At 73.3% G+C, this 23,257-nt stretch carries 22 protein-coding genes; 1 reads left to right on the forward strand and 21 read right to left on the reverse strand.

Features of this window, described 5'->3' with window-relative positions:
• Nucleotides 1-171: 171 nt before the first annotated feature.
• From ACFQ46_RS11980 to smc, 17 genes are all read right to left on the reverse strand, one after another.
• Nucleotides 172-498, reverse strand: coding sequence for a DUF2469 domain-containing protein (locus ACFQ46_RS11980; protein WP_011981967.1), 327 nt, complete (start codon nucleotides 496-498; stop codon nucleotides 172-174).
• Nucleotides 499-505: 7 nt separating this feature from the next.
• Nucleotides 506-1,297: a ribonuclease HII gene (locus ACFQ46_RS11985; RefSeq protein ID WP_380259711.1), complete on the reverse strand. Its 792-nt coding sequence runs from the start codon at nucleotides 1,295-1,297 to the stop codon at nucleotides 506-508.
• A complete protein-coding gene (gene lepB, locus ACFQ46_RS11990; RefSeq protein ID WP_380259712.1) occupies nucleotides 1,294-2,037 on the reverse strand; it encodes a signal peptidase I in 744 nt (247 codons plus the stop codon). Before lepB (ACFQ46_RS11990) ends, ACFQ46_RS11985 begins: the two co-directional genes overlap by 4 nt.
• Nucleotides 2,034-2,693, reverse strand: a complete 660-nt coding sequence (gene lepB, locus ACFQ46_RS11995) for a signal peptidase I (RefSeq protein WP_380259713.1) — start codon at nucleotides 2,691-2,693, stop codon at nucleotides 2,034-2,036. The genes lepB (ACFQ46_RS11990) and lepB (ACFQ46_RS11995) overlap by 4 nt, the downstream gene beginning before the upstream one ends.
• Before the next feature lie 151 nt (nucleotides 2,694-2,844).
• Nucleotides 2,845-3,198 carry a 50S ribosomal protein L19 gene (rplS, locus tag ACFQ46_RS12000; protein ID WP_011981971.1) on the reverse strand — a complete coding sequence of 118 codons (354 nt, stop codon included), beginning with the start codon at nucleotides 3,196-3,198 and terminating at the stop codon, nucleotides 2,845-2,847.
• A gap of 134 nt (nucleotides 3,199-3,332) precedes the next feature.
• Complete coding sequence (gene trmD, locus ACFQ46_RS12005; RefSeq protein WP_380259714.1) at nucleotides 3,333-4,172, reverse strand: tRNA (guanosine(37)-N1)-methyltransferase TrmD; 840 nt, start codon at nucleotides 4,170-4,172, stop codon at nucleotides 3,333-3,335.
• Nucleotides 4,169-4,693 (reverse strand): ribosome maturation factor RimM, encoded by a 525-nt coding sequence (rimM, locus tag ACFQ46_RS12010; protein ID WP_380259715.1) that lies wholly within the window; start codon nucleotides 4,691-4,693, stop codon nucleotides 4,169-4,171. Before rimM ends, trmD begins: the two co-directional genes overlap by 4 nt.
• Nucleotides 4,694-4,783: 90 nt before the next feature.
• A complete protein-coding gene (locus ACFQ46_RS12015; RefSeq protein WP_328292070.1) occupies nucleotides 4,784-5,023 on the reverse strand; it encodes an RNA-binding protein in 240 nt (79 codons plus the stop codon).
• A 4-nt stretch (nucleotides 5,024-5,027) separates the two neighbouring features.
• A complete protein-coding gene (gene rpsP / locus ACFQ46_RS12020; RefSeq protein ID WP_328292071.1) occupies nucleotides 5,028-5,426 on the reverse strand; it encodes a 30S ribosomal protein S16 in 399 nt (132 codons plus the stop codon).
• A gap of 139 nt (nucleotides 5,427-5,565) precedes the next feature.
• Nucleotides 5,566-6,636: an amidohydrolase family protein gene (locus ACFQ46_RS12025; protein WP_380259716.1), complete on the reverse strand. Its 1,071-nt coding sequence runs from the start codon at nucleotides 6,634-6,636 to the stop codon at nucleotides 5,566-5,568.
• Entirely contained in the window at nucleotides 6,633-8,198 is a 1,566-nt protein-coding gene (ffh, locus tag ACFQ46_RS12030; protein WP_380259717.1) for a signal recognition particle protein, read from the reverse strand. The genes ACFQ46_RS12025 and ffh overlap by 4 nt, the downstream gene beginning before the upstream one ends.
• Before the next feature lie 22 nt (nucleotides 8,199-8,220).
• On the reverse strand, nucleotides 8,221-10,584 hold the full coding sequence (locus ACFQ46_RS12035) for a [protein-PII] uridylyltransferase (protein WP_380259830.1): 2,364 nt from the start codon (nucleotides 10,582-10,584) through the stop codon (nucleotides 8,221-8,223).
• Between the two features lie 69 nt (nucleotides 10,585-10,653).
• Nucleotides 10,654-10,992, reverse strand: a complete 339-nt coding sequence (locus ACFQ46_RS12040; RefSeq protein WP_328292074.1) for a P-II family nitrogen regulator — start codon at nucleotides 10,990-10,992, stop codon at nucleotides 10,654-10,656.
• Nucleotides 10,989-12,326, reverse strand: coding sequence for an ammonium transporter (locus ACFQ46_RS12045; RefSeq protein ID WP_380259718.1), 1,338 nt, complete (start codon nucleotides 12,324-12,326; stop codon nucleotides 10,989-10,991). The genes ACFQ46_RS12040 and ACFQ46_RS12045 overlap by 4 nt, the downstream gene beginning before the upstream one ends.
• 225 nt (nucleotides 12,327-12,551) lie before the next feature.
• A complete protein-coding gene (ftsY, locus tag ACFQ46_RS12050; protein ID WP_380259719.1) occupies nucleotides 12,552-13,724 on the reverse strand; it encodes a signal recognition particle-docking protein FtsY in 1,173 nt (390 codons plus the stop codon).
• 37 nt (nucleotides 13,725-13,761) lie between these two features.
• Nucleotides 13,762-14,007 (reverse strand): hypothetical protein, encoded by a 246-nt coding sequence (locus ACFQ46_RS12055; RefSeq protein ID WP_380259720.1) that lies wholly within the window; start codon nucleotides 14,005-14,007, stop codon nucleotides 13,762-13,764.
• A gap of 113 nt (nucleotides 14,008-14,120) precedes the next feature.
• The gene (gene smc / locus ACFQ46_RS12060) at nucleotides 14,121-17,705 is read right to left on the reverse strand and encodes a chromosome segregation protein SMC (protein ID WP_380259721.1); all 3,585 of its coding nucleotides are present in this window, start codon (nucleotides 17,703-17,705) and stop codon (nucleotides 14,121-14,123) included.
• A gap of 378 nt (nucleotides 17,706-18,083) precedes the next feature.
• On the opposite strand from smc, the gene ACFQ46_RS12065 reads away from it, so the two are divergent.
• Complete coding sequence (locus ACFQ46_RS12065; protein WP_380259831.1) at nucleotides 18,084-19,262, forward strand: multidrug effflux MFS transporter; 1,179 nt, start codon at nucleotides 18,084-18,086, stop codon at nucleotides 19,260-19,262.
• Here the strand turns inward: ACFQ46_RS12065 and ACFQ46_RS12070 are convergent.
• The 4 genes from ACFQ46_RS12070 to ACFQ46_RS12085 all read right to left on the reverse strand — a co-directional run bounded on the left by ACFQ46_RS12070 (nucleotide 19,259) and on the right by ACFQ46_RS12085 (nucleotide 23,253).
• Nucleotides 19,259-19,537 (reverse strand): acylphosphatase, encoded by a 279-nt coding sequence (locus ACFQ46_RS12070; RefSeq protein ID WP_380259722.1) that lies wholly within the window; start codon nucleotides 19,535-19,537, stop codon nucleotides 19,259-19,261. The two genes, ACFQ46_RS12065 and ACFQ46_RS12070, sit on opposite strands and share 4 nt — an antisense overlap.
• Before the next feature lie 39 nt (nucleotides 19,538-19,576).
• Entirely contained in the window at nucleotides 19,577-19,963 is a 387-nt protein-coding gene (locus ACFQ46_RS12075) for a hypothetical protein (protein ID WP_380259723.1), read from the reverse strand.
• 121 nt (nucleotides 19,964-20,084) lie between these two features.
• A complete protein-coding gene (locus ACFQ46_RS12080; RefSeq protein WP_380259724.1) occupies nucleotides 20,085-20,915 on the reverse strand; it encodes a D-alanyl-D-alanine carboxypeptidase family protein in 831 nt (276 codons plus the stop codon).
• A gap of 88 nt (nucleotides 20,916-21,003) precedes the next feature.
• The gene (locus ACFQ46_RS12085) at nucleotides 21,004-23,253 is read right to left on the reverse strand and encodes a family 78 glycoside hydrolase catalytic domain (protein WP_380259725.1); all 2,250 of its coding nucleotides are present in this window, start codon (nucleotides 23,251-23,253) and stop codon (nucleotides 21,004-21,006) included.
• Nucleotides 23,254-23,257: the final 4 nt, after the last annotated feature.

Raw genomic sequence — 23,257 nt, forward strand, 5'->3', positions numbered from 1 at the left:
TCGGCGCGGGGCGTCCTGTGGAGACGGCGACGTCGGCGACCGTCGCGTCGGGAGCTGGGACGCGCCCCGACGACCCCCCGGCAGCGGAGCGCGTCCCACCGGTCCATCGGCACGGGCGGCAGAAGTGTTACGGATCGGACCATCCACCGCGCGGATGGGCGGTCCCGCGCCTCAGCGGTCGCGCAGCTCCGGGGTGTCCGGCACCTCGATGTCGCGCTTCTGCAGCTCCTCGACGTTGACGTCCTTGAACGTCACCACCCGCACGTCGCGCACGAACCGGGCCGGACGGTAGACGTCCCACACCCACGCGTCGTGCAGGGTGACCTCGAAGTACGTCTCGCCGTCGGCCGTCCGCACCTGCAGGTCGACCGAGTTCGCGAGGTAGAAGCGACGTTCGGTCTCGACCACGTAGGAGAAGAGCGACACGACGTCCCGGTACTCGCGGTAGAGCTGAAGCTCCATCTCGGTCTCGTAGTTCTCGAGGTCCTCGGCGCTCACGGGACCATCATGCCTTCCGCGACAGCGTGGTGTCGGAGGTGAGGTCCGAGAGCGCGTCCTGCGCGTCGGCCTGCGCGGGCACGACGGCCCCGAGACCGGGCAGGCGCCAGCTCCGGCGGTGCTGCTCGCAGCTGCCGTGGACGACGAGCGCCTCGAGGTGGTCCGGTGCGCTGTAGCCCTTGTTGCCGGCCCAGCCGTAGTGCGGGAAGTCCTCGTGGCGCGCGGTCATCATCGCGTCCCGGGTCGTCTTGGCCAGGACGCTGGCCCCGGCCACGGCCGCGCACGACACATCGGCCTTGATGCGGGTGGTCACGGGTGGCGCCGCGCAGGGCAGCAGCGTGGACGGGCCTTCGAGCTCGTCGAAGAGCGACGGGTCGCGGGGGTCGCTCAGCCAGTCGTGGTTGCCGTCGAGGATCACCAGGTCCGGCAGCACCGGCAGCTGGGCCAGCGCGCGGCGCCCGGCGAGGCGCAGGGCGGCGATGATGCCGATGGCGTCGATCTCGTCCGGCTCGGCGTGCCCGACGGCCGAGGCGACCGCCCAGCGGGCGACCTTGGGGGCCAGGACCTCGCGGACGGCGGGGCTGAGCAGCTTGGAGTCGCGCAGCCCGGTGGGTGCGGTGCGCGTCTGCGCGTCGACCACGAGCACTCCGACGCTGACCGGCCCGGCCAGCGAACCGCGGCCCACCTCGTCCATCCCGGCGACGAGCGTGCGCCCCTCGCGCAGGAACTGACGCTCCAGGCGCAGCGACGGCGGGACCGAGGACGACGGTCGGCGCGGCCGGGGCGCGGTGGGGCTCACGTCGTGCCCCGCTCGCCGCTGACCTGGTCGAAGTCTGACGGGGTGGAGAGCCACGTCCAGTGCGAGAGGGGCCAGACGACGGCGTAGGCGCGGCCGACGACGAGGTCGATCGGCACGAAGCCGTCGTAGGGCTTGTCCTGGTTGTAGCGGGAGTCGGCCGACTCGGCGCGGTTGTCCCCCATCACCCACAGGTCACCGGCGGGCACGGTGACGTCGCACGTGGTCTCCAGCGGCGACGTCGAGGACACGTACGGCTCCTCGACCGCGGTCCCGTTGACCGTGACGGTGCCGTCGGGGGCGCACACCACGCGGTCCCCGGGCAGGCCGACGACCCGCTTGATGAGGTGGTCGTCGGACTCCTCGGGGAGCAGGCCGACGAACGTCAGGGCCTTCGCGACGGCGGTGCCGACCGGCCCGCGCGGGGTGGGGGCCGTCTCGCTCAGCCAGCCGCCGGGGTCGGCGAAGACCACGACGTCACCGCGGTGCAGGTCGAAGGGCCCCGGGGTCAGCTTGCTGACGATGACCCGGTCGCCGATGTCGAGGGTCGTCTCCATCGACTGCGAGGGGATGAAGAAGGCCTGCAGCAGGAAGGTCTTGACGACGAGGGAGACCACGAGGGCCACCGCCACGACCAGGACGACCTCCTTGACCGCGGCGAGCACCCCACCGACCGCGGAACGCCGCGGCGGGGTCCGCACGGACCTCGTCGTCCCCTCCTCGGCGTCGCGTTCCCCGGTCACCGGCCGCTCACCCGCTCGACCGTGCCGAGGGAGCCGAACGGCCAGGTGACCGCGACCACGCGCCCGATGACGTCGTCGACGGAGACCGTCCCGCCGCCGGGCGAGCCGAGGTGCGAGCGGGAGTCGACGGAGTCGCTGCGGTGGTCACCCATCAACCACAGCCTGCCCTCGGGGACCTCGATGTCGAAGGGGAGCTCGCTGGGCGCGTCCCCCGGGTAGAGGTACGGCTCCTCGAGCGGGACACCGTTGACCAGCAGCCGGCCCTGCGCGTCGCAACAGGTGATGCGGTCCCCCGGCAGCCCGATGACGCGTTTGACGTAGTCGGACTCCCCGGGCCGGAACCCGAGCAGCCCCGCGGCGGCCGCGCCGACGGCGGCCAGGCCCTCGGGGTCCGACGGCGCGTCGTTGAAGGTCCCGGTGCCGTCGAAGACGACGACGTCACCGCGCTGGACGTCCGCCGCGTCGACGCGCCAGACCAGGACCCGTTCCCCCGGTTCCAGGGTGGACCGCATCGAGTCGGAGGGGATCGAGAACGTCTGCACCAGGAACGTGCGCACCAGCAGGACGAGCAGCAGGGCGATGGCCAGCACGAGGACGGCCCGACCTCCCCGGGAGCGCTGCCGCCCGCTCGTCTGGGGCGGCTGGGTGGTCGTCACGGAACTCCTGCCTGGCGGGGTCGTCACCGCGGGTCGCAGGGGTCAGCGAGGCGGCTGGGCGATTGTAGTCAGCCGTGACGGGGCCCCGCCCCGAACGACACGAGCCGGGCCCCGCGAGAGCGGGACCCGGCTCGGGTGCTTGCTGCTGAGGTCAGCCGCGGGGCTCGCGACGTTCCTTGATCTTGGCGGCCTTGCCGCGCAGGTCGCGCAGGTAGTAGAGCTTGGCGCGCTTCACGTCACCGCGGGTCACGACCTCGATCTTGTCGATGATCGGGGTGTGCAGCGGGAACGTGCGCTCCACGCCGACGCCGAAGCTGACCTTGCGGACGGTGAAGGCCTCACGGATGCCGCCGCCGGTGCGACGGATGACGATGCCCTTGAAGACCTGGACGCGGGAGCGGTTGCCCTCGACGACCTTGACGTGGACGTTGAGGGTGTCGCCGGCGCGGAAGTCCGGGACGTCGGTGCGCAGGCTGGCCGCGTCGACGTTGTCGAGCAGGTTCATGGTGGTACTCACTTCCCCTGGTGACGCCACAGGTCATCGCTACAGGCATCTGGTCCCGTGACGGGTGCTCCGGCGGGGCTCGCCCCCTGTGGCAGGCGCACCCTCCACTGCCCGAGGGCAGCAGTCACCGGCCGTCACGGCTCGTTGGTGTCGGCCCAGTCTGCCACAGCGGCGGGCTCGACCTGGAATCCGTGCTCGCCGGGGGTCCAGCCGAGCTCGGCGAGGACGGCGAGGTCGCGCCGGTCGCAGCGCGCGGGGTCGAGGCGGGCCAGCACGTCGGGACGGCGGGTCGCGGTGCGGCGCAGGGCCTGATCGCGTCGCCAGCGGTCGACCGCGCCGTGGTTGCCGCCCGCCAGGACCGCCGGCACGTCAAGCCCCCGCCACGAGGCGGGTTTGGTGTAGGCGGGGTGCTCCAGCAGCCCGTCGTGCTCGGGGGCGTGGCTCTCCTCGGTCAGGCTGGCGGCGTTGCCGATGACCCCGGGCAGCAGCCGGGCCACGGCCTCGGTGATCGCCAGGACGGCGACCTCGCCACCGTTGAGGACGTAGTCGCCCAGGGAGACCTCGCGCACCCGGATGCGGGTGCCGTAGTGCTCCACGACCCGCGCGTCGATGCCCTCGTAGCGGCCGCAGGCGAAGACGAGCCACGGCTCGGCGGCGAGCTCGACGGCCGCGCGCTGGCTGAACACCTCCCCCACCGGTGAGGGGACGACGAGGACGGGTCCGCGTGGGTCGGCGCCCTCCGGCGGGTCGGCGAGGATCGCGTCGAGCGCCTCGCCCCACGGCTCGGGCTTCATCAGCAGACCGGCGCCGCCGCCGTAGGGCGGTGCGTCGACGGTGCGGTGCCGGTCGTGGGTGTGCTCGCGCAGGTCGTGGACCCGGACGTCGAGCAGACCCTCCGCCTGCGCCTTGCCGATGAGGGACAGCTGCAGCGGCTGCAGGTACTCCCCGAAGATCGTGACGACGTCGAGCCTCACTCCTCGGGCTCCCCCGGGAGCTCGACGAACAACCCGCCCGGCGGGGACAGCAGGACCTTGCCGCGCTTCACGTCGACCTTGGGGACGAGCGCGGTGACGAAGGGGACCAGGACGTCGCGGCCGTCGGTCCCGGTGACGACGAGGACGTCCTGCGCACCGCCGGTGAGCAGGTCCTTGACCGTGCCCAGCGGGGTGCCGGTCATGGTCACCGCGGCGAGACCCTGCAGCTGGTGGGGGTACCAGGCGTCGTCCTCGGGGTCGGCCTCGTCCTCGAGGTCGACGACGAGACGGGTGTTGCGCAGACCCTCCGACCCGGTCCGGCCCTCGACCTCGGCGAAGGTCAGCAGCAGGGTGCCGTTGTGCCAGCGCGCGGTCTCGACCGTCAGCGGCCCGCGGTCGGGGTCCGTGCGCAGGACCGCACCGGGCGCGAACCGGGTGTCCGGGTCGTCGGTGCGGACCTCGACGGTCACCTCACCGCGGACACCGTGCGGTCGCCCGATGCGGGCGACGACGTACTCCACGTCTGCTCCTGACTCGTAGGGAGGCTCGGGGGGAAAGCAGCAGCGCCGGGGTCGCCCAAGGCGACCCCGGCGCTGCGGGTGGTGCTCAGCTCAGCGCTTGTCCACGTCGACGAGGTCGACGCGGACCGGCTTGCCGCCGGCCAGCGCACCGATGACGGTGCGCAGGGCCTTGGCCGTTCGACCGGCCCGGCCGATGACCCGGCCGAGGTCGTCGGGGTGCACGCGAACTTCGAGCAACGCACCGCGAGACAACGTCTTCGACGTCACCTTCACGTCGTCCGGGTGCCCGACGATGCCGCGCACCAGGTGCTCGAGAGCGTCCGCGAGCACGGGCTCAGGACTCTTCGGCCGGGGTCTCGGCAGCGGCGGCGGGCGCCTCGGCCGGGGTCTCGACGACCTTCGCGGTGCCGCCGCCGGGGATGCGCGGGGGCTTCGTGTTCGGGGTCGGGACGCGGTAGGTGCCCTCGGCGCCCGGCAGGCCCTTGAACTTCTGCCAGTCACCGGTGACCTTGAGCAGCGCCGCGACCTGCTCGGTCGGCTGGGCGCCGACGCTGAGCCAGTACTGGACGCGCTCGGACTTGATCTCGATGGTCGAGGGGTCGGTCATCGGGTTGTACAGCCCGATCTCCTCGATCGAGCGACCGTCGCGCTTGTTGCGCGAGTCGGCGATGACGACGCGGTAGAACGGCGCGCGGATCTGGCCCATGCGCTTGAGGCGAATCTTGACAGCCACGGTGTGGGGTGTCTCCCGGTTCTGGTGTGTTGAGCGGAACCCCTCGGTGTGGGGACGCCGAGCGGTGCAACTCATGGACGCGTAGGTCCCGGGTGAGAGGGTCCCTGGACGAACGAGTGCACCGCCATTGTGCCAGAGGTCAGGCGACGAGCCGACCGCGCAGCACGACCCGCGGTCGGCGCAGCACCCCGAGGTCGGCCCGCGGGTCCCCCTCCAGCACCAGGAGATCGGCGCTCGCGCCCTCGACGAGGGAGTCGTGCCCGAGCCAGGAACGCGCCGACCACGTCGCCGCGTCCAGCGCCGCGGTCCGCGACAACCCGGCCGCGACGAGTTCGTGCAGTTCGTCGACGATCAGCCCGTGCGGCAGGACGCTGCCCGCGTCGGTCCCGGCGAAGAGCGGCACCCCCGCCTCGTGCAGTGCGGCGACGTTGTCGTGGCGCCGGGCGTGCAGCGCGCGCACGTGGGCCGCGTAGCGGGGGAACTTCTCGGCCCCGCGGTCGGCGATCCCGGGGAACGTCGCGATGTTCACCAACGTCGGCACCACGGCCACCCCGGCGGCCGCGACCCGGGCCAGGAGGTCCGGCGGGAGCCCCGTCCCGTGCTCGATCCCGTCGACCCCCGCGTCGAGCAGGTCCTCGACGCCGTCCTCACCGAACTGGTGGACCGTGACCCGAGCACCCAGCGCGTGGGCGGCGGCGACCCCCGCGGCCAGCACGTCGGCCGGCCAGCAGGGCGCGAGGTCACCCGTGGAACGGTCGATCCAGTCCCCGACGAGCTTGACCCAGCCGTCGCCGCGCCGGGCCTCGACCCGCACGTGCTCGACGAGGTCTTCGGGTTCGATCTCGTGGGCCAGCCCGCGCAGGTAGCGGCGGGTGCGGGCCAGGTGCCGGCCGGCGCGGACGATGCGCGGCAGGTCCTCGCGGTCGTCGATCCAGCGGGTCTCCGACGCCGAGCCGGCGTCGCGCAGCAGCAGCGCGCCGACGGCCCGGTCGGCGAGGGCCTGGGCTTCGCTGACCTCGTCGGGAACCTGCCCGTGCGGCCCGATCCCGACGTGGCAGTGCGCGTCGACCATCCCGGGGAGGACCCACCCGCGGACGGTCGTCGTGACCCCGGAGGGCTTCGAGAAGGTCAGCCGGCCGCCTACGACCCAGGCCTGTCCGACCACCTCGTCCGGGCCGATCAGGATCGGCCCGGTGAGGTGGAGGGTCACTGGCCGAGGTACTTGTCGAACCCCTTCGGCAGGTTCAGGTCGGCGGGGTCGAAACCCTTCTCCGGGTCCGGCGTCCCGAACGCGGACCCGGGCGCGCTGACCGCCTTGGTGGCGGCCTCCTGCTCCTGCTGGGCGCGCTTGGCGGGGTTGCCGCTCTTGCCCTTCTTGCCCTTGGCCGCGGCGACGCGGGCCTTCTGCTTCTTGGAGGCGCCACCGCCACCCATGCCCGGCATCCCGGGGATGCCCGTCCCGCCGGCCATGCCGTTGCGCAGCGAGCGCATCATCTTCTGCGCCTGGCCGAACCGTTCGAGCATGTCGTTGACCGAGGAGGTCGTCTGCCCGCACCCGGCGGCCACGCGGGCGCGACGCGAACCGTTCATGATCTTCGGCTGACGTCGTTCCAGCGGGGTCATCGAGCGCACCATGGCCTCGATGCGGTCGAACTCGCGCTCGTCGAAGGCGTCGAGCTGCTGACGCATCTGCGCCATCCCCGGCAGCATCCCGAGCATCTTCTTCAGCGACCCCATGTTGCGGACCGCGTTGAGCTGCTGGAGGAAGTCGTCGAGGGTGAAGTCCTCGTCGGCGGCGAACTTGGCCGCCATCGCCTGCGCCTGGTCGGCGTCGAAGGCCTTCTCGGCCTGCTCGATGAGGCTGAGGACGTCGCCCATGTCCAGGATGCGCGAGGCCATCCGGTCGGGGTGGAACATCTCGAAGTCGTCGAGCTTCTCGCCGGTGGAGGCGAACATGACGGGCTGGCCGGTGACCTGACGCACCGACAGCGCGGCACCACCGCGGGCGTCACCGTCGAGCTTGGTGAGCACGACCCCGTCGAAGCCGACCCCGTCGCGGAACGCCTCGGCGGTGGCGACGGCGTCCTGGCCGACCATCGCGTCGAGGACGAAGAGGACCTCGTCGGGGTTGACCGCGGCCCGGATGTCGATGGCCTGCTGCATCATCTCGGCGTCCACACCGGTGCGGCCCGCGGTGTCGACGACGACCACGTCGTAGTGGTGGTGGTTCGCGTGCTCGAGCCCCTGGCGGGCCACCGAGACCGGGTCGCCGACGCCGTTGCCGGGTTCGGGCGCGAAGACGTCGACGCCCGCGCGCTCACCGGTGATCTGCAGCTGGTTGACGGCGTTGGGGCGCTGCAGGTCGCAGGCCACGAGCAGCGGGCGGTTGCCGTTCTGCTTGAGGTAGCGGCCGAGCTTGCCGGCCAGCGTCGTCTTCCCCGCGCCCTGCAGCCCCGCGAGCATGATCACGGTGGGCGGGTTCTTGGAGAACCGCAGCCGGCGCGTCTCGCCGCCGAGGATGGCGATGAGCTCCTCGTTGACGATCTTGACGACCTGCTGGGCCGGGTTGAGGTTCTGCTGCACCTCCAGGCCGAGGGCGCGTTCGCGGATGCGGGAGGTGAACTCCCGCACGACGGGCAGCGCGACGTCGGCGTCGAGCAGCGCCCGGCGGATCTCCCGCACGGTCGCGTCGACGTCGGCCTCGGTGAGGCGCCCCTTGCCGCGCAGCGACTTGAACGTGGCGGTGAGACGGTCGGAGAGCGTGGCGAACACGCCCACAGCCTAACGGGCGGATCTAGCCCGGGACCTCCGCCGCGTCGGACAGCGCCCGGATCGCGATGGCCACCCGCGGCGGCGAGAGCCGTTCACCGGAGGCCTCGGCCAGGTAGAGCACGTCGACGGCCTGCGCGGCGTAGGTCGCGACGTGGGCGGAACGGATGTCGATCTGCTCCCCCGCCAGCGCCCGCCCGAGGGCGTGCAGCAGTCCGGGCCGGTCCGCGGCCCGGATCTCCAGCACCGTGGCCCGTTCGGAGGCCCCGGGGAGGATCACGATCCGCGGGTGCGCGACGAGCGAGCGCACCCCGCCGGCCGGTTTCGGGGTCTGCGCGTCGCGGGCGGCGAGCCGGTCCAGGAGCGTGACGTCCCCGCCGACGATCCGGTCCAGGCTCTGGCGCAGCAGGACCGCCGACGGCGGGTCGCCGCTGGGCGACTCCACCCACCAGGAGTCCACGGCCACGCCCTCCAGCGTCCGCACGAGCGCCGAGCGGACGAGGAAGCGGTGCCCGGCGAGCAGGCCGGCGAGGTCGGCGAAGACCCCCGTCCGGTCCGGGGTGACGACGGTGACGACGAAGAACCCGTCGACCTCGCGCACGGTGACCCGGGTCTCCCCGTCGCGCGCGACGGCGGCGGCGAGCGCCTGCTCGGCCTCGTCGAAGGGCGCCGGACCGGGCGCCTCCTCCCCCGAGAGGCTCTTGCGGGCGCGGGCGACGAGGTCGTCGACGAGGCGGGCCCGCCACGGCGACCAGGCCGCGGGCCCCGCGGCCCGCGCGTCGGCCTCGGTGAGCGCCCGCAGCAGCTTGAGGGTCTCGGCCTTGCCGTCGACGGCGGCCACGAGGGCCGCGACGGTCTGCGGGTCGTCGGGGTCGCGTCGGGTGGAGAGGTCGACGAGCGTGAGGTGCTCGGCGACGAGCCGCTCGACGACCGAGGCGTCCTCGGCGTCGAGCCCGACGCGTTCGGCGACGGCCCGGGCCAGCGGCGCGCCGCGGCGGGAGTGGTCCTGGACCCCGGGCAGCTTGCCGAGGTCGTGGGTGAGCGCCGCGAGCAGCAGCAGGTCGGGTCGCTCGACCTCGCGCAGGAAGGGCTGGGCCGCGACGGCGGTCTCGATGAGGTGGCGGTCGACGGTCCAGCGGTGGACGGCGTTGCGCTGCGGGCGGTTGCGGATCGCCGTCCACTGCGGGATCCACGCCTCGACGAGCCCGACCATGTCGAGCGACTCCCACACCGGCACCTGCGCGGAACCGGCGGCGAGCAGTTCGAGCATCGCCTCCCGGGCCGAGGCCGGCCACGGGACGGGCAGCGGCGGGCAGGTGGTGACGAGGTGCTCCAGCGTCACCGGGGACAGCGGCAGCCCGACGCGGACGGCGGTCGCGGCGGCGCGCAGCGGCAGGACGGCGTCGTCGGCGGGGCTGACCCCCGCGCCGAGGACGACCTCGCCGTCGTGCTCGACGAGTCCGTGGCCCAGCGAACGCAGCCGGGGACGTCGGCCGGTGGCCCGGAAGCGGCGGGTCGGCATGGACTGGCGGGCCCGGCGGGTCGTGACGTCGACGGCCGCGGAGATGGTCCGGGCGGCCTGCGCGACGGCGGCCAGCAGCAGGTCGGCGTCGGCGTAGCCGCAGACGACGGCGGTGGCGTCCTGCTCGGGCAGGATCAGCCGGTCGCCGGGGCGACCCGAGGAGGTCTGCAGTCCGTCGCGGATGTCGAGCAGGACGGTGTGGGCCTCGTCGACCGCGCCGTGCGGGCGGTCGGTGAGCCAGCTGGCGGCCAGCGCGCGCAGGGTGATGGCGTCGCGCAGACCGCCGCGGGCCTCCTTGAGGTCCGGCTCGAGGAGGTAGGCCAGCTCGCCGAAGCGCGCGGCGCGTTCGGCGAGGCCGTCGAGGATCTGGGGCAGGCGCCGGCGGGCGCCGCCGCGCCAGTCGTCGAGCAGGTGCCCGCGGGTGCGGGCCACGAGTCCGCCGTCGCCGGCGATGACGCGCAGGTCGAGCAGTCCGGTGCCGGCGGCGAGGTCCGCGGCGGCGACCTCGCGGCACTCCTTGGCGGTGCGCACGGAGTGGTCCAGGCGCAGCCCCTGGTCCCACAGCGGGTACCAGACGCGGTCCGCGAGGGCGGCCACGTCGCCCCGCGGGAGGCGACGACCGTCGTGCAGCAGCACGAGGTCGACGTCGCTGGCGGGGCCGCAGTCGCCCCGGGCCAGCGAACCGACGCAGGCCAGGGCGACCCCGGAGGAGTCGTCGAGCAGTTCGGGCGCGTCCTGGGCCAGGGGGGCCAGGGCGTCCGCCCACACGTCGCGCAGCCGGGACTCCACGAGCTCGACGAGCTCGGCGCGACGGTGCGGGCCGGGTCTGCCCGCCCGCACCGCCAGCGCGAGTCGCTCGGTGCGCAGGTCGGCGCTAACGCCGACCTGCCCGAGACGGGTTCATCAGGTGGTTCCTCCGTGCCGCTGGGTCAGGGGTCAGAGCGCGTCGGGGCCGTGTTCGCCGGTGCGCACGCGCACGACGTCCTCGACGTGCTGGGTCCAGACCTTGCCGTCACCGATGCGCCCGGTCTGGGCGCTCTTGACGACGACCTCGACGATGTCGGCGATGTCGACGTCGTCGACGAGGACCTCGACGCGGACCTTGGGCACGAGGTCGACGGTGTACTCGGCCCCGCGGTAGACCTCGGTGTGACCCCGCTGGCGGCCGAACCCGGACGCCTCCGAGATCGTGAGGCCCTGGATCCCGTAGGACTCCAACGCGGCCTTCACGTCGTCGAGCTTGTGCGGCTTGATGATGGCGGTCAGGAGCTTCATGCGGAGACCTCCGAGGATCCGGTGGAGGAGTGGCGGGCGTCGGTGGGGCTGGAGGGCGAGCCGATGACCCGGCCACCTCCCGCGGTGAGGGTGCCCCAGTCGTAGGCGGACTCGGCGTGGACGACGGTGTCGATGCCCGTGACCTCGTCCTCCTCGTCGATGCGGAAGCCCATCGTCTTGTTGATGACCGTACCGATGATCCAGGTGACGACGAAGGAGAAGACCATGACGATGACGGCGGCGTAGAACTGCTTCCACAGCTGGCCACCCCCGCCGCCGTAGAGCAGGCCGTCGACCCCGGCGGGCGCGTCGGCGGTGGCGAAGAAGCCGATGGAGATCGTGCCCCAGAGGCCACCGACGAGGTGGACGCCGACGACGTCGAGGGAGTCGTCGAAGCCGAGCTTGAACTTCAGGCCGACCGCCAGGGCGCACAGCGCACCGGCGATGACGCCGACGACGATCGAGGTCACCGGGTTCAGCGCGGAGCAGGCGGGGGTGATGGCGACGAGGCCGGCGACGGCACCCGAGGCCCCACCGAGGGAGGTCGCGTGGCCGTCGCGGACCTTCTCGGTGAGCAGCCAGCCGAGGATGGCGGCGCAGGTGGCGGCGAGGGTGTTGACCCACGCGACCGCCGCGGTGCCGTTGGCGGCGGTGGCCGACCCGGCGTTGAAGCCGAACCAGCCGAACCACAGCAGACCGGCGCCGAGCATGACCAGGGGCAGGTTGTGCGGGCGCATCGGGTCGCGACCGAACCCGCGGCGCTTGCCGAGGACGATGGCGAGGGCCAGGCCCGCGGCACCGGCGTTGATGTGGATGGCGGTACCACCGGCGAAGTCGATGACCCCGTGGCTCGCGATCCAGCCGCCGGTGGCGGAGACCACGTCGTCGAAGGCGAACACCCAGTGCGCGACGGGGAAGTAGACGATCGTGGCCCAGACCCCGGCGAAGACCATCCAGGCGCCGAACTTGGCGCGGTCGGCGATCGCCCCCGAGATCAGGGCGACGGCGATGATGGCGAAGACGGACTGGAAGGCGACGAAGGCCATGGCCGGCAGGGTGCCGACGAGGTGGTCGGCGCCGAGGAGGCCGTTGAGGCCGAAGTACTCGAACGGGTCACCGAGCAGGCCGCCGCCGACGTCGTTGCCGAAGGCCATCGAGAAGCCGTAGAGCACCCAGAGGACCCCGATCAGGGCCATGGCGCCGAAGCTCATCATCATCATGTTCAGGACGCTCTTCGCGCGGACCATGCCGCCGTAGAAGAGCGCGAGACCGGGGGTCATCAGCAGCACGAGGGCCGCGGACGTGAGGACCCAGGCGGTGTCACCGGTATCCATGGGCAACAAGGCCTTCCACGAGGCCGGCGGAGCCGGCGGGGAGCAGGGACGGCCGCTTCGCAGCGGCTGGGAGCGGCTCCACCGTGACGTTCCCGCGTTACAGACCTTCGCGCGTCGTGTTTCGGGCACGTGACGAGGGCGGGGCCGGTGTGAACATCGCGTTACGCGGACGTCCCCGGTCGCCCCTCGTCACCCCACCGTGACCGCGCTGTCACCGGTTCACGATCAGGACAGGATCGCGTCCACGAACGCCTCGGGGTCGAAGGGCGCGAGGTCGTCCGCGCCCTCCCCCAGCCCGATGAGCTTGACCGGCACGTCGAGCGAGCGCTGGACCGCGACGACGATGCCGCCCTTGGCCGTCCCGTCCAGCTTGGTCAGCACGATGCCCGTCACGTCGACGACCTCGGAGAAGACCGCCGCCTGGCGCAGGCCGTTCTGCCCGGTGGTCGCGTCGAGGACGAGCAGGACCTCGTCGACCGGTCCGTGCCGCTCGACGACGCGCTTGACCTTCCCGAGCTCGTCCATCAGCCCGACCTTGTTCTGCAGTCGGCCGGCGGTGTCGACGATCACCACGTCCGCCTCGGTGTCGATGCCCTGCTTGACGGCGTCGAAGGCGACGGAGGCGGGGTCGGCGCCGTCCTTGTCCGAGCGCACGGTCGGGACCCCGACGCGGTCGCCCCACGTCGCGAGCTGCTCGGCCGCGGCGGCGCGGAAGGTGTCGGCGGCGCCGAGGACGACGTCCTTGTCCTCGGCGACGAGCACGCGGGCGAGCTTGCCGACGGTGGTCGTCTTCCCGGTGCCGTTGACCCCCACGACCATGATCACGGCCGGGCGGCCGTCGTGCCGGGTGGTCTTGAGGCTGCGGTCGACGTCGGTGCCCACGGCCTTCAGCAGTTCCGCGCGCAGCATCTCGCGCAGCGCGGCGGGTTCGCGGGTGCCGAGCACCTTCACGCGCTCGCGCAGGGCGTCGACGATCTCCGTCGTCGGGCCGAAGCCGATGTCGGCGACCAGGAGGGTCTCCTCGACCTCTTCCCAGGTCGCCTCGTCCAGGGTGTCGCGCGAGAGCAGCGCCAGCAGCCCCTGGCCGAGGGCGGAGTTGGAACGGGAGAGGCGTTCGCGCAGGCGGACGAGCCGGCCGAGGGCCGGCTCGGGCGTCTCGACGAGCGGCCCGTCGGGGAGGTCGACGGTGTCGACCGCGCGGGAGGGGGAATCCCGAGGGAACTCGGCGTCGTCACCGACCCCGGGGAGCGGTTCGTCCTCGTCCAGGCCCGGCTGGCGACCGGGGCGCGGCGGGAGCGAGCGTCGCCGGCTGCGCGGACGGACGAGGCCCACGACCGCCCCCACGCCCCCGAGGGCGATGACGACGACCAGGCCGATGATGACTTCCCAGGTGTCCACGAGCGTCGATCCTCCCAGACGCCGGGGCCACCACCCGTCAGCGCGCTCGGGCCGTGCGGCGTTCCTCGCCCTGGTGACGGCGCTGGGCCTCCAGCCGTTCGGCGACCCGGAGGGCGACGCGTTCCCGGTGGTGGCGCACGACGGGCAGCACGCGACCCGCCCAGGCGTCGATGCGGGCGATGAGCCGGCTCCCGCGTCGGCGCATCGTCGGCGCGGCCACCGAGAGCAGCACCACGAGAGCGAGCCCCACGGTCAGGGCGAACGTCACGAGCAGAGTCGTCACCACGAGAGCACCACCACCCGGATCTTCACCCGCCCAGCGTGCCCCGTGCGTCACGCCCGCACCACTCCACGCGCGCAACGTTGCCGCCCCGTGACCAGATGCTCACCGGGGCGTCACCGGACGGAGACCTGGGCGGGTGCGGGCTCGCGCATCCGCTGACTGACCACGGTGCTGATCCCGTCGCCGCGCATCGTCACGCCGTACAGGGCGTCGGCGATCTGCATCGTCCGCTTCTGGTGGGTGATGATGATCAGCTGGCTGGAGGCCCGCAGTTCCTCGAAGAGCGTGATGAGCCGCGAGAGGTTCGCGTCGTCGAGCGCGGCCTCCACCTCGTCGAGGACGTAGAAGGGGCTGGGGCGCGCCCGGAAGATCGAGACCAGCATCGCGACCGCGGCGAGCGAGCGCTCACCCCCGGAGAGCAGCGACAACCGCTTGACCTTCTTGCCGGCCGGGCGGGCCTCGACCTCGATGCCGGTGGTCAGCATGTTCGAGGGATCGGTGAGGACCAAGCGGCCCTCACCCCCGGGGAAGAGGCGGGGGAACACCTGCTCGTACTGCTCGGCGACCTCGGCGAAGGCCTCGGAGAAGACGCGTTCGACGCGTTCGTCGACCTCCTTGACGATGTCGAGCAGGTCCTTGCGCGAGTTCTTGAGGTCGTCGGACTGGGTGACGAGGAACTGGTGGCGTTCCTCCATCGCCGCGTACTCCTCGAGCGCGAGCGGGTTGACCTGCCCGAGCTGGGAGAGCGCGCGTTCGGCGCTGCGGCGGCGCTTCTCCTGCTCGGAGCGGACGTAGGGGCGCGGTGCGGGTTCCGTCTCGGGTTCGGGGTCCCCGGGGGCCGGAGACGACGGCGGGACGAGCTGGTCGGGGCCGAACTCCTGCACGAGGACGTCGGGGTCGGTGCCGAGCTCCTCCAGCGAGCGCTGGCGCAGCTGGTCGATCTTCCAGCGCTGCTGGGCGCGGGCGACCTCGTCGGCGTGGCGGGAGTCACCCAGCCGCTGCTGCTCGTCCTTCAGCGACCCGACGGTCCGCCGGGCGCCGGTGACCTCCTCCTCGAACCTCGCCCGCGCGGCCTCCGCGGCGGTGCGCAGGGTCGCGGCCTCGGCGGCGGAGGTCTCCCAGACCACCAGCGCCCTGGCCGCCCCCTCGCGCACGCGGGTGGCGACGCGGGACTGCTCCGCGCGCCGGGCACGGCGGGCGGCGGCGCGTTCGCGGGCCGCGACCTCCTCCCTGGCCTGCCGTTCGAGGCCGTCGGCCCGCCCGGCCAGCGCGCGGGCGCGTTCCTCGGTGGTGCGCAGGGTGAGGCGGGCCTCGGTCTCCGTCGCACCGAACCCGCGGGCGACCTCGGCGAGGCGGTCGCGTTCGTCGGTGGTGACGTCACCGTCGTCCTCGGGGGCCGCCGAGGCGGCCTCGAAGCGTTCGGTGAGCTCGGCGAGTTCGGCCCGGTCGCCCGCGAGGCGTTCGACGACCTGCGCCCGCGTCGCGCGGAGGCGGTCCGCTTCCGCCGCCGCCGATCGCACGGCGGAGCCGAGCTGGCCCAGTTGTTCCGCGACCGCGTTCATCCGGGCGTCGGAGTCGTGCAGGCGGTCCAGGGTGGCCTCGACCCGTTCGGTCGCGGTGCCCCGGTCGCGCTGCGCCTGCTGGAGCGCGAACTGCGCCCGCTGGGCGCGGTGCTCGGCGGCCGAGAGCGCGTCGGTCGCCTCGTCGACGGCGGCCTGCACCTGCAGCAGGCTCGGGGCCGACCGCGATCCCCCGGCGGCGAGGTGCGCGCCGAGGACGTCGCCGTCGCGGGTGACGGCGACGAGGTCGGGGTGGGACTCCGCGATCCGTTGCGCCGCAGCGAGGTCGTCGACGACGACGACGTCGCCGAGCAGCCGGACCAGCGCGGGGTGCAGGTCGGCCGGCGCGGTGACCAGGGTCATCGCGGGTTCTGCACCCGGCACCGTCACGGCGTCCCAGTCGGACGAACCGGTGGAGGCGACGAGCATCCCGGCCCGGCCGGCGTCGTCGTCCTTGAGGTGGGCGATGGCCCGTGCCGCGTCCGCGGGGGTCGAGACGGCGACGGCGTCGGCGGCGGACCCGAGGGCCGCCGAGATCGCCTGCTCGTAGCCGTTCCGGACGCCCAGCAGCGCGGCGACCGAGCCCAGCACCCCGGAGACGGCCGACCCGGCGGCGAGCAGCGCCCCGGTCCCGTCCTTGCGGGAGAGCCCGATCTCGAGCGCCTCCTTGCGGGCCGCCCAGGTCGCCCGCTCGCGTTCGGCGGCCGACAGCTCCGTGCGGGCGCTCTCGTGCGCGGCCTCCGCGGTCTCCAGCTGCTCGGCGGCGCGCTCGTACTCGGCGTCGAGACCTTCCTCGCCCTCCTCGACCCCGGCGACCTGGGTCTCCAGCGCCGCGAACTCGGTCTGGGCGCGTTCGCGGCGACGGTCCGCGTCGGCGAGGGAGCCGGAGAGCCGTTCCAGCTCGGACTCGGCGGCCTCGACGCGGCTGGTGCGGGCGGCGACCTGGCCGCCGAGGCGGGCCAGTCCCTCCCGGCGGTCGGCGGCGGCGCGCAGGGCGGCCGCGACCCGCTGGTCCTCGGCCCGGGCGGCCGCGTCGGCCTCGGCCCGGGCGGCGAGCACCACGTCGAGGGCGGCGCGGTGGGTGGCGACCTGCGCGGTGAGCTCGGCCTCCTCGGCCCGGACGCGGTCGGCGGAGGCCTGCAGCTCCTCCGGGTCGCGCCGTCCGGTCTGCTCCTCGGGTTCGGTCGCGAGCAGCCGGAGTCGTTCCGCCGCCAGCGCCTGCACCCCCCTGAGCCGTTCCGCGAGCGACTGCAGCCGGTGGTGGGTCTCGACGGCGCGCGCGAGGTCCGGGGCGGCGGCCGCGGCGGCCTTCTCGGCGGCGTCGAGGCGCTGCGCCGCCTCGGTCAGGTCAGCCTCGACCTGGGCCTGGCGCGCCTTCAGCGCCGCCTCGTCCTGCTCGTCGCGCCGCAGCGAGCTGCTCGCCTGCACGATGTCGTCCGCCAGCAGCCGCAGCCGCGAGTCGCGCAGGTCCGCCTGCACGACCTGGGCCCGCCGCGCCGCCTCGGCCTGACGCCCCAGCGGCTTCAGCTGACGACGGATCTCGCTCACGAGGTCGGCCACGCGCGTGAGGTTGGCCTCCATGGCGTCGAGCTTGCGCAACGCCTTCTCCTTGCGGCGGCGGTGCTTGAGGACCCCCGCGGCCTCCTCGATGAAGGCGCGGCGTTCCTCCGGCGAGGCGTGCAGGACCCCGTCGATCTGGCCCTGGCCGACGATGACGTGCATCTCGCGACCGATGCCGGAGTCGGAGAGCAGCTCCTGGACGTCGAGGAGACGGCAGGTCTGGCCGTTGATCGCGTACTCGGAACCGCCCGTGCGGAACATCGTCCGGGTGATCGTGACCTCGGCGAACTCGATCGGCAACGCCCCGTCGCTGTTGTCGATCGTCAGGCTGACCTCGGCGCGGCCGAGGGCGGAGCGCCCCTCCGGGCCGGTCGTGCCGGCGAAGATGACGTCCTCCATCTTGCCGCCGCGCAGGCTCTTCGCGCTGGACTCCCCCATCACCCAGGTCAGGGCGTCCAGCACGTTGGACTTCCCCGACCCGTTCGGGCCGACCACGCAGGTGATCCCCGGCTGCAGTCGCAGCGTCGTCGCGGAGGCGAACGACTTGAACCCCTTGAGGGTGAGGGTCTTCAGGTGCACAGGGCAGGAGCCTAACGAGGCGGGCTCCGTGATCCGCGCAGGCGAACGTCGCGCGCGGCGGACCCGCCGGTGGTCATCACGACCCGGAATGACCGAAACCACGACACGCTCGGTACTCGATGCGTGACCGGGTGCCGATGTAGAACGGTGGAACACCGTCGCACACCGCGCACTCCCGGAAGGACCTCTGTGCCGACCCGCCCCACCGGCGAGCAGCGAACCAGCCGCCTCACCCGCAGTCCTCGCCCCGCCTCCCGCAACCTCCTCCGCGGCCTCCCCGCCCGGGTCCTGCCCGCACCCCGCCGGGCCCCGTCGGTGCTCGCCGGCCGGGTCGGCGACCCGAACGGCGGCGCCCAGGGCCAGGAGGTCCCGCTCAAGCTGCTCGTGACGCTGGCGCTGCTGTGCGCGATCGGGCCGTTCGCCGTCGACATGTACCTGCCGACGTTCCCCGACCTCGCGGGCGACCTGTCCACCAGCGCGGCCCGGGTCCAGCTGACGCTCACCACCTTCATGCTCGGCATGGCCGCCGGGCAGCTCGTGCTCGGTCCGCTCTCCGACCGGCTCGGCCGTCGGAGGCTGCTGCTGGCCGGCTCGGCCGTGACGTTCCTCGCCGGGATCGTCTGCGCCCTGACGCCCTCCATCGGTGTCCTCGTGCTCGCCCGCCTCGTCCAGGGGCTGGCGGGGGCGGCCGGGCTCGTCATCGGCCGCGCGGTCGTCGCCGACCTCGCCACCGGGCGCGCCGCCGCCCGCGCGTTCTCGACCCTCGGCGTCATCGGCGGCGTCGCCCCCGTGGTCGCGCCCCTGCTCGGAGGGCTCATCGCGGGCCACGGCGGCTGGCGCGGGATCTTCGGGGTCACCGCCCTCGCCGCGCTGGCGATGGTGGTCGCCGCGTACTTCCTCGTGCCCGAGACCCTTCCCCGCGAGCGCCGCCACGCCGGCGGGGTCCGCGACGTCGTGGTCACCGCGAAGGCCGTGCTGTCGCGCCGCGGCTACGTCGGCTACGTCGGGACCCTCGTCCTGGTCTTCGGGACGGTCTTCTCCTACGTCTCCGCCTCGCCGTTCGTCCTGCAGAACGTCGTCGGGCTCTCCGCCGGGACGTACTCGCTGGTGTTCGCGACCAACGCCCTCGGCATCGCCGCGGGCGGCGCCGCCTCGACCCGCCTGCTGCGCCGCCACGGCCCGTCCCAGATCCTGGCCGCCGGCGTGCTGATCCAGGTCGTCTGCGCCGCGGGGTTGTTCACGACCGTGCTCGCCTTCGACGCCTGGACGCCGGCCGTGCTCGTGCTGCTGTGGTTCACCGTGTTCAGCTGCGGTCTGGTCTTCGGCAACGCCACGGCGCTCGCGGCCGACGAGGTGCGCTTCGCCTCCGGCACCGGGTCGGCGCTGCAGGGTGCGTTGCAGTTCACCATCGGTGCGCTGGTCTCCCCCGTGGTCGGGTTGGCCGGGGAGCACTCCGCGGTCCCGATGGTGACGACGATGCTGGGCTGCACCGGCGCCGCGGCGCTGATGCTGCTCCTCGTCGCGAAGCCGGCCCGACGGGCCCACGCCGACGCTTAACGCGTCTCGAACCCCTCGACGCCCTCGGCGGGTCCCCAGTGGTCGATGACCCGGGTGACCCGCCCGGGGCGTTCGTGCGTGGAGGGGTCGGCGCGCAGCCGGGACAGCAGCGACTTCAGGGCCGGACGATCGCCCTCCGCGAGGACCTCGACCCGTCCGTCCGGGGTGTTCGTCGCGGATCCGCTCAGCCCGAATTCGCCGGCCTGACGCTGCACCCAGCACCGGAACCCGACGCCCTGGACGGAACCGGTCACCAGGGCTGTGAGTCGCTCCACCCCGTCACCGTACGACGCCACCTACGACGACCCGACCGCTCAGGCGGCCGGGTCCTGCTCACCGCGGGACTGCTCCTTGGCGGGTTCGTCGTTCTCGTGCTGGCGCTGGTGCTGCACGGGCATCGCCCGGGTGAGCATCTCGGCGAGCCGCCAGGCCTCGGAGCGGTTCAGGTGCAGACCCATCTCCCGGTGGCTGCCGAGGCCGGAGTAGATGGCGACGCCGGCCAGGTTCGGTTCGGAGCCGTCGTCCTCGATGACGCTCAGGCAGAGCCAGGGCTTGATCCCGGGCCGGAAGTGCGCGAGCCGCATCGGCGGGACGTCGCGTTCCCCGATCAGGTAGGGCACGAGCATCCGCACGTAGGAGAGGTCGTAGACCTCGGCGCGCCCGTCGGCGCGCAGGATGACGTCGTTGCCCTTGATGCTCACGGACTCTGCCGCGGTCGCTCCTAGCTGCACCGACCCAGTCCAGTGCATGCCGTGCGTGAACGCACCCCGAGCGGTGTCCCGATCTCGAACCGCGAGACGTGGAACCCGGCGGTCCAGGGGTTCACGCGTAGGTCGTACCGCCGGAGACGCCGAAGAACTCCTCCATCGTCGTGACCCCCTTGGCCGCCATCTGCGCGACGAGGTCGGCCCCCACCCAGCGCCAGTGCCAGGGTTCGGGCGCATAGCCGGTGACGTCGGTCTTGTCGTCGGGGTAGCGCCGGAGGAAGCCGAACCGGCCGGCGTTGGCGACGAGCCAGTCGTACTCGGGCGTCTGGCCGAAGCAGTTCTCCAGGAGGCACCCGGGCCGGCTGCTGCCGCTGAAGTCGACGGCGAGGCCGGTCTGGTGCTCGCTGTAGCCGGGACGGGCGGAGACGCTCTCGGCGCTCTCCACGCCGTCGCGGGCGACGGCGTTGTCGTGGACGTCCTGCTGGTGGGCCAGTGAGCGGAACCCGCTGGTGACCCCGAGGGACACCGCGGCCGACTTCGCCGCCGCCAGCAGCCCCTCCAGGTCGGCCGCGATCGTGCTCGCGACCTCCTTGCCGCCGACGACGGCGGTCTCCGGGGCGTAGTCGTGCGGGGCGATCGGGTGCTGCTTGTTCACGATGACCCACGGGCTGCCGGCCTCGGTGAGGGAGTGCGCGGGCGGGGCCGCGGGCGGGGCGGGCTGCGCGACCGCGTCGTGGACGGCGGGGTCCCCGCCGGCCACTCCCGCGACGCCGGGTGAGTCGTCGGCTCCCCCGGCCCGCGTCGCGACGACCCCGATGCTCGTCCCGGCGGCGACGACCCCCACGAGCAGCGTCCGACGGGCCACGACGGCGCGGTGGCTGTAGCGACGCCGGCCGTCGGGCAGGACGTCGGGCGCGAAGGGGGACCGCCCGCTGCCTCGAGTCATGGGGCGATCCTTCCAGCCGCGACGGACACGGCCCGGTACGGCGCGCGGGTGATCACGCCGTACCGGGCCGTTCGTCACGCTCTGCGTCTCAGGCGGTCACCGTGTGCTCACCGGCCGTGAGTTCCTGCTCGGTCCCGTTCGGCAGCCGCAGCAGCGCGGTCGTCCCGGCCGGCACCGTGACGTCGACGGTGAGCCCGCTCGGTTCGTCGCGCCAGTGGACCGCGAGGCGGCCGTGCGGGGTCTCCAGCGCACCCCGCGCCCACGCGAGGCCACCGCCGGGCTGCGGGGCGATGAGCGAGCGGGCGTAGCCGGGCTCCAGCGGGGACAGACCCGCCACCACCCGGTGCATCCAGTCGGCCACGGCCCCCAGGGCGTAGTGGTTGAAGCTCGTCATCTGCCCCGGGTTGATCGTCCCGTCGGGCAGCATCGAGTCCCAGCGTTCCCAGACCGTCGTCGCCCCCATGGTCACCGGGTAGAGCCAGGACGGGCAGCCCTCCTCCAGCAGCAGCCGGTAGGCCTCCTCCAGGTGGCCGGTCGCGGTGAGGGCGTCGGTCACGTAGGGGGTTCCCGCGAACCCCGTGGAGACGCGGTAGCCGGCCTCGGCCACGACCTCGGCGAGCCGGTCGCCCGCCTTCGCCCGCACGTCACCCTCGAGCAGCCCGAAGTCGATGGCCAGGGCGTAGACCGTCGCGCAGTCGGAACGGACCCGGCCGTCGGCCTCGACGTAGTGCTCGGTGAACGCGGTGCGCAGGCGGTCGGCCAGCGCGCCGAACTCCGCCACGTCCTCCGGCTTCCCGAGGACCTCCGCGATCCGGGCGAGCGTCCGGGCGCTGCGGTGGGCGGCGGCCGTCGACACCACGCCCTTGTCCGCCTTGGCCGCGGCCGGGTCGTCCGGCGGTGCGTCCGGGTCCAGCCAGTCGGCGAACTGGAACCCGGTGTCCCAGAGGTCGGTCGGGGACAGCAGGGACTCCACGCGGCGCACGTGGGCGACCGCGGCGGGGTAGGCCTCGGCCAGCGCCGCCTCGTCGCCGTAGGCCTGGTAGAGCGACCACGGCAGCCAGACCGCGACGTCGGACCAGAACGACGTCGAGTCGGGCGTGCCCCGCACCTCCTTGATGGGCGACCACTTCAGCACGTCCGGGACGACGTAGGGCGTGATGCCGTGGTTGTGGGCCTGCTCGGCGTCGAGGTCGCGCAACCAGTCCTGCAGGAACGTCGACACGTCGAAGAGGTAGGCGGCGCTGGGGCCGAACACCGCGAGGTCGCCGGTCCAGCCGAGCCGTTCGTCGCGCTGCGGGCAGTCGGTGGGGACGTCGAGGAAGTTCCCCTTCTGGCCCCAGACGACGTTGCGGTGGAGCTGGTTGACGAGTTCGTGGGAGCACTCGAACTCGCCCGTGCGGCGCAGTTCGGAGTGCACGACGACGGCTTCGAGGTCGGTCACGTCGAGGACCCCGGGCCAGCCCCCGACCTCGGCGTAGCGGAACCCGTGGAACGTGAACGTGGGTTCGAAGGTGTCGCGCCCGCCGGAGAGGACGAACCGGTCGGTCGCTTCGGCGGTGCGCAGCGGACGCACGCCGAGCTCGCCGTGCTCGAGGACCTCGGCGTGCCGGACGGTGATGGTCGAACCCGCCTCGCCCTGCACCGTGAAGCGCAACCAGCCGACGAGGTTCTGGCCGAAGTCGACGAGGGTCTGCCCGCTCGGCGACGTCGTCACCGCGACGGGTCGGACCACCTCCTGCCGACGCACGGGTGGCCCGAGGTGCTCGGTGAGCCGTCCGGTGTCGAACTCCGCGACGTGCACCCCGCTCCACCCGTCGGCGGGGCCGTCGAGCGCGGCCCAGCGGGGTTCCCGCCGCCGGGCGTCGATCGTCTGACCGTCGTAGATCTCGTCGGCCAGCACCGCCGAGGACCGCGCCTGCCAGTCGGCGCCGGTCGCGACGACCTGTTCGTGGCCGTCCGCGAAGGTCACCTCGAGCTGCGCGAAACCGCCGACGTCCTTCGAGTACAACCCGCTCTTGCCGCTCCACGCGAGGCGCCCGACGGCCCACCCGTTGCCCAGCGCCAGGCCGAGGACGTGGTCCCCCGCGGTGAGGCGCGACGTCACGTCGTGGCTGACGTAGCGCAACCGCCACTCGTAGCTGCTCCAGCCCGGGGTGAGGACGTCCTCGCCCACGGGTTCACCGTCGAGCTGGGGTTCCACCACCCCAAGGGCACTGACGTGCAGGACGGCCGAGGTCACCTCCCCGTGGCCCTCGTCGAGGGTGAAGCGCGTGCGCAACAACGGAGCCTGGTCGACCTCGTCGGCGACGATCATCGCCGCCTGCCAGCGTGGGGTCATGGGG

The sequence above is a fragment of the Kineococcus sp. GCM10028916 genome, from assembly GCF_042674865.1.
Classification (GTDB): domain Bacteria; phylum Actinomycetota; class Actinomycetes; order Actinomycetales; family Kineococcaceae; genus Kineococcus.